Source organism: Pseudoalteromonas sp. SG43-3 (assembly GCF_014164385.1).
Classification (GTDB): domain Bacteria; phylum Pseudomonadota; class Gammaproteobacteria; order Enterobacterales; family Alteromonadaceae; genus Pseudoalteromonas; species Pseudoalteromonas distincta.
This window is the reverse complement of record NZ_JACJFC010000043.1, coordinates 2094-7390: the sequence shown is the minus strand read 5'-3', so window position 1 is coordinate 7390 and position 5297 is coordinate 2094. Positions and strand designations below refer to the sequence as shown.

5 protein-coding genes and 1 pseudogene are annotated in these 5297 nt (G+C 39.9%); 4 read left to right on the top strand and 2 right to left on the bottom strand.

The annotated features are described in order from the left end of the window. A pseudogene (locus H5157_RS20350) lies at nucleotides 1-500 on the bottom strand (two-component sensor histidine kinase); the annotation flags it as partial. Beyond that, nucleotides 490-1176: a heavy metal response regulator transcription factor gene (locus H5157_RS20345; RefSeq protein WP_010388408.1), complete on the bottom strand. Its 687-nt coding sequence runs from the start codon at nucleotides 1174-1176 to the stop codon at nucleotides 490-492. The pseudogene H5157_RS20350 and the gene H5157_RS20345, both read right to left, overlap by 11 nt. 166 nt (nucleotides 1177-1342) lie before the next feature. On the opposite strand from H5157_RS20345, the gene H5157_RS20340 reads away from it, so the two are divergent. The 4 genes from H5157_RS20340 to H5157_RS20325 all read left to right on the top strand — a co-directional run. Continuing rightward, nucleotides 1343-3166, top strand: coding sequence for a copper resistance system multicopper oxidase (locus tag H5157_RS20340; protein ID WP_010558010.1), 1824 nt, complete (start codon nucleotides 1343-1345; stop codon nucleotides 3164-3166). Next, entirely contained in the window at nucleotides 3163-4026 is an 864-nt protein-coding gene (locus tag H5157_RS20335; RefSeq protein ID WP_002963237.1) for a copper resistance protein B, read from the top strand. The genes H5157_RS20340 and H5157_RS20335 overlap by 4 nt, the downstream gene beginning before the upstream one ends. 22 nt (nucleotides 4027-4048) lie before the next feature. Further along, entirely contained in the window at nucleotides 4049-4456 is a 408-nt protein-coding gene (locus H5157_RS20330) for a copper resistance CopC family protein (protein ID WP_010558009.1), read from the top strand. A gap of 11 nt (nucleotides 4457-4467) precedes the next feature. Next, a partial coding sequence (locus tag H5157_RS20325; protein WP_182725394.1) for a CopD family protein occupies nucleotides 4468-5297 on the top strand: 830 nt, incomplete at its 3' end.

Genomic DNA, 5297 nt, shown 5'->3' with positions numbered 1-5297 from the left:
CTTTGTTGAAATTGATTGAGAAAGTGTAAATGAAAGCTCATGTCTATCGCTGTAGTAATTTTGTATTGCTGTTGCTCAGTACTTAAATTACTCACCAGAGCTCGGTAGGTGTGGGTATCATTTTGCCATGAGGTAATGTTGTTACGGTTAAAGCCAGTTGAAGCCTTAGCACTCATTACAAAATCACTAAAATCTCGTTCAGAGCTTTGAAAAATGAGATCTCCTTTTGCGGTATTTACCTGATAGTAAACACCGTGATGACCCGCTACAGCGTTAGATAATTCATTTTTAAATTTCAGGTTTGATTTATAGTGTTGTCTTAAAACTAATTCAATAGATTGATTAATAACATGCAGTTCACTACTATCTTGCTGGAAAAAATGATGTTTTATCGAACTATTTATTAAGGTGGCAACTAAAGTTAAGCACGCAATAACGGTTACAGCCACAAACAACACAACACGCATCGTAAGTGATAAAGGCCGTGACTTAATAGCCATCAGTTTCAACCTCTAATTTATAGCCCATACCGCGAACTGTATGAATTAATTTAATAGTAAAGTCATCATCAACTTTTGCTCTTAGCCTACGAATGGCAACATCAATCACATTGGTGTCGCTATCAAAATTCATATCCCATACTTGAGAAGCAATTAACGAACGTGGCAGTACTTCACCTTCGCGCCGTAACAATAGTTCAAGTAAGCTAAACTCTTTATTACTCAATAAAATACGCTTGCCTGCACGTTGTATTTTTCGCTTTGGAATATCCATTTCTAAATCAGCAACGATCAGTATATCGTCAACTGTTTGTACTGCACCACGGCGAATAAGAGTGCGTACTCTTGCTAAAACTTCAGCAAAAGCAAAAGGCTTTATTAAATAGTCATCAGCACCAAGTTCGAGCCCCTTTACTCTATCGTCTATGCTATCGCGAGCAGATAAAAATAGTACTGGGGTTTTGTTATCTGCTTCACGTAGCGACTGTAAAATTTTCCAACCGGATACGTCAGGTAACATGACATCAAGTATTATTACATCAAATAATTCGGTCATTGCTAGGTGATGACCGTCAAGACCATTGCGCGCCAAAGAAACCTGAAAACCAGCTTCACTTAGTCCCTGTTTTAAATAATCTCCCGTTTTTGCTTCATCTTCAACAACTAATAAGCGCATACAATTCCTTCATTAAAGTCCTAACAACTACCTCTGCAAATATTATGCAGTATCTGTCACTACAGCAACATGACACCAAGATTACAACTTTGTAATGTTCGCGTCATGTTGAAGACAGGTCTATTTTCTATACTCAATACATATTCTGCTATGAAGGAGTAAGGAAATGGGGTTTAAAAAGTCATCACAACAGGTTAGCACACCACGAAGACGATTTGTTCAAGGCTTAATTGCAGGAGGTGTACTTGCTGCTTTTCCGAGTGTATTACATGCTGCATCATCTTTAGTAGCAGGAACAATAACAGGCACTGTGCCCGAACTTAGCGGCGAAGTAATTGATCTGGTTATAGATGAATCGCCGGTTAACTTTACTGGCGTAGTACGTATGGCGACAACTATCAATGGATCTATACCCGCTCCTACCTTGCGCCTCAAAGAAGGCGATGACGTTACTATTAGAGTAACAAATAAGTTATCAGTACCGAGTTCAATTCATTGGCATGGCATTATTTTACCGTATCAAATGGATGGCGTACCTGGTATCAGTTTTAAAGGCATTATGCCTGGCGAAACCTTTGTTTATAAATTTAAATTACAACAAAGCGGTACATATTGGTATCACTCACATAGTGGCTTTCAAGAAATGACTGGCATGTACGGTGCATTAATTATTGAACCGCGAGAAAAAGATATTATTAGTGCAGATAACGAGCATGTTATTCAATTATCTGATTGGACTGATGATGACCCAATGGCGCTGTTCCGCAAATTAAAAATACAGAGTGATGTATTTAACTTCAATCAGCCCACTGTTCCAGAATTTTTTGATGACGTTTCAAATAGCGGTGTTTCGAATGCTTTGCAACGCCGCAAAATGTGGAATCAAATGAGAATGAATCCTACAGATTTAGCTGATTTATCTGCATCAGCAATGACTTTTTTAATGAACGGTAGTACTCCAATGGCAAACTGGCGTGGATTATTTAAAGTCGGTGAAAAGCTTAGGTTAAGGTTTATTAATGGCTCTAGTAATAGCTTTTTTGACGTGCGTATCCCCGAGTTAAAACTAACGGTTGTACAAGCAGATGGGCAAAACGTTGAACCAGTGACAGTTGATGAATTTAGATTCGGCCCTGGTGAAACCTACGACGTAATTGTTGAGCCTAAAAATGATGCCTATACGATTTTTGCTCAAAGTATGGATCGCTCTGGTTACGCAAAAGGAACTTTATCAAGCTCGCCTAATATTGATGCGCCAGTACCTGCACTTGACCCTGTTGAATGGTTAACGATGACCGATATGATGGGCAATATGACCCACGGCGGTGAGCACTCTGCAATGGCTGGTATGGCAGGCATGTCAGGTATGAACTCTAAAGAAATGGATCATAGCGCTATGGGCCACGGTGCAATGGCGATGGATCATAGCAAACATGGTATGTCTGAAAACCCATTAGCGGTTGCCAGCTCTAAAGTGCGTCATGCAAAAACGGAGTATGGAGCTTCAGTTGATATGCGCGTTGATATGCCTAGAACAAATCTTGATGATCCTGGTATTGGTTTACGTAAAAATGGTCGTCGTGTTTTAACACTTGCAGATTTACACTCACTTGAAGGGATCACTAACCAGCAAGAGCCAGAAGCTGAAATTGAGCTGCATTTAACCGGAAACATGGAGCGTTATAGCTGGTCATTTGATGGCTTAGAATTTGGTAAAAGCACGCCAGTGCATATGAAGCATAACCAACGTTTAAGAGTTATTTTACAAAACGATACCATGATGACGCACCCTATGCATTTGCATGGTATGTGGAGTGATTTAGAAAACGAGCAAGGTGATGTGCAAGTGCGACGTCATACGATACCTGTTCAACCCGCACAAAGAATCAGCTTTTTAACCACCCCTCACGATGTAGGTCGCTGGGCTTGGCATTGCCATTTATTATTCCATATGGATGCCGGTATGTTTAGAGAGGTAGTCGTATCATGAAACAATTAAAACTATCTAAATCATTAGGTTTATTAATGTTAACAGGGGCTTCATTAATTAGTTTCCCTTTATTAGCGCAAAGTGAAATGGCACAAATGAATAGCGCTAAGATGCAACCACAAGGAGGAAGTGCACCTAAAGATGCAAGAGACCCCCATGCTTACTCTGCGGGAACAACTTTAACAGAAGGCCCATATGCGCTTGAGGGCAATGAGCGATTAACACTCGCTGATGAGCATCCATTTTACGCATTACTAGGCGATCGTCTTGAATATAACGAGCAAGCAAACGCAGGTGTATTTGACTTACAAGCATGGTACGGCACTACCTTTGATCGATTGGTAATTAAAACCGAGGGTGATTTCAGCGAAGGAAGTATTGAAGAAAACCAAACCGATATTTTATGGGGTCACGCCGTATCAGCATATTGGGATACTCAAGCAGGTGTTCGTCTTGATTACAATAAAGAAGGTGAAAATCGGCAATGGTTGGCTTTTGGCTTACAAGGTTTAGCCCCTTATTGGTTTGAACTTGATATGACAGCATACGTAGGTGAGCGAGGCAATACCGCATTTACGTTAGAGGCAGAGTACGAACTATTACTCACGCAAAAGCTAATTATACAACCGCGAGCCGAAATTACACTTTATGGCAAAAACGATAAACAAAACGAACTTGGAAGTGGCCTATCAAGCAGCGCGATTGGCTTTAGGGTTCGTTATGAATTTACACGCCAGTTTGCGCCCTATATTGGCGTTGAATGGAGCAATAAATTTGGCAATACCGCCGACTATGCCACATCAAGTGGACAAAGTAGCAACAACACCGCATTTGTTACGGGTATTAAATTTTGGTTTTAATCATTTTAAATAAGAGGTAATTATGAAGTTTTTTAATTCTGCAGTAGCTATTTTAGGTTTAGTACTTACATTTTCCGCATCAGCGCATATATCACTCAAGCAATCAACACCTGCGCAAGAAGCCATGTTAATGAAAAGCCCAGAGCAACTTTCGTTAACTTTTGGTGGTGAAGTAAGGCTAGCAAAAGTCATCATCAAAGATGAAAAAAATAAATCAATAAACTTTGATTTCAAACCAAGCTCTACCCCAAGCACAGACTTTAGTTGGTCATTGCCGAGCTTAGTCCAAGGCACTTACACGGTTAAATGGACAGCACTGGGTGGTGATGGACATAAAATGACCGACACGTTTAGATTTATGGTACACAAAAGTGAATCGCATAAGATGATGCAAGAACAATCTAATACCCACAGCAAACATAATCATTAAGTAGCAACATAATGCAATTAAGTGAATGGTCAGTACTCTTACTATTATTAAAACTAGCAAGCTATATCGCAATTGCAGGGCTTGCGGGCACTTTATTAATGCGCTTTATGTGTGGCAACAGCAATGTTGCAGGGCATCACTTAATTAGCTTTTATCAGTTCTTAAAACGTTGGCAAATTACGTGTGTAGTTACAGGTAGTATTGCTGCACTTTTACAAGTACCAATAGAAGCTGGAGCAATGGCTGAATCAGGCTTTATGGGAATGTTTGACCCCTTTATGCTTGAAATTGTTTGGCAATCAGTCATAGGTGACCAAGCAACGTTTAGAATACCAGCGCTCATTATTGCTCTAATTAGCGCATGTATGTGGAGTGTGGAATCAGATGATAACGTAGCAGGTTATAAAAACGTTGCCGTTATACTAATCATGCTTGGGTTTATCGCTTATAGCTTCACTTTTACTGGGCACAGTGCAAATGAAAATGGGTTAGTGAAAAGTATTTTAACCTTTCACCTTATTGCCATTGCGAGCTGGTTAGGGTCATTGTGGCCGCTTTACAAAAGCTGCACTTTACTACCTACCAGTGAAGTAAAGCGGTTAATGCATTACTTTGGTCAACTCGCTATTGTTATTGTATTTGTACTACTTATTTCGGGCTTAACTCTGCTCCTGCAGTACCTAGAGTCATTTTCTGCATTGTTTACATCAAATTATGGGCAACTAATTTTATTAAAGCTGTTACTCGTCAGCGCGATGCTGTTACTAGGTGCATGGCATAAGCTTTTTTTAGTCCCGCAAATCACTCAACAACACCATATAAGTATATTAAAACGCTCGAT

Excerpts from the sequence above, each read along its gene's own strand:
- H5157_RS20345 (WP_010388408.1), bottom strand. The coding sequence starts at position 1,176 with ATGCGCTTATTAGTTGTTGAAGATGAAGCAAAAACGGGAGATTATTTA.
- H5157_RS20340 (WP_010558010.1), top strand. The coding sequence starts at position 1,343 with ATGGGGTTTAAAAAGTCATCACAACAGGTTAGCACACCACGAAGACGA.
- H5157_RS20335 (WP_002963237.1), top strand. The coding sequence starts at position 3,163 with ATGAAACAATTAAAACTATCTAAATCATTAGGTTTATTAATGTTAACA.
- H5157_RS20330 (WP_010558009.1), top strand. The coding sequence starts at position 4,049 with ATGAAGTTTTTTAATTCTGCAGTAGCTATTTTAGGTTTAGTACTTACA.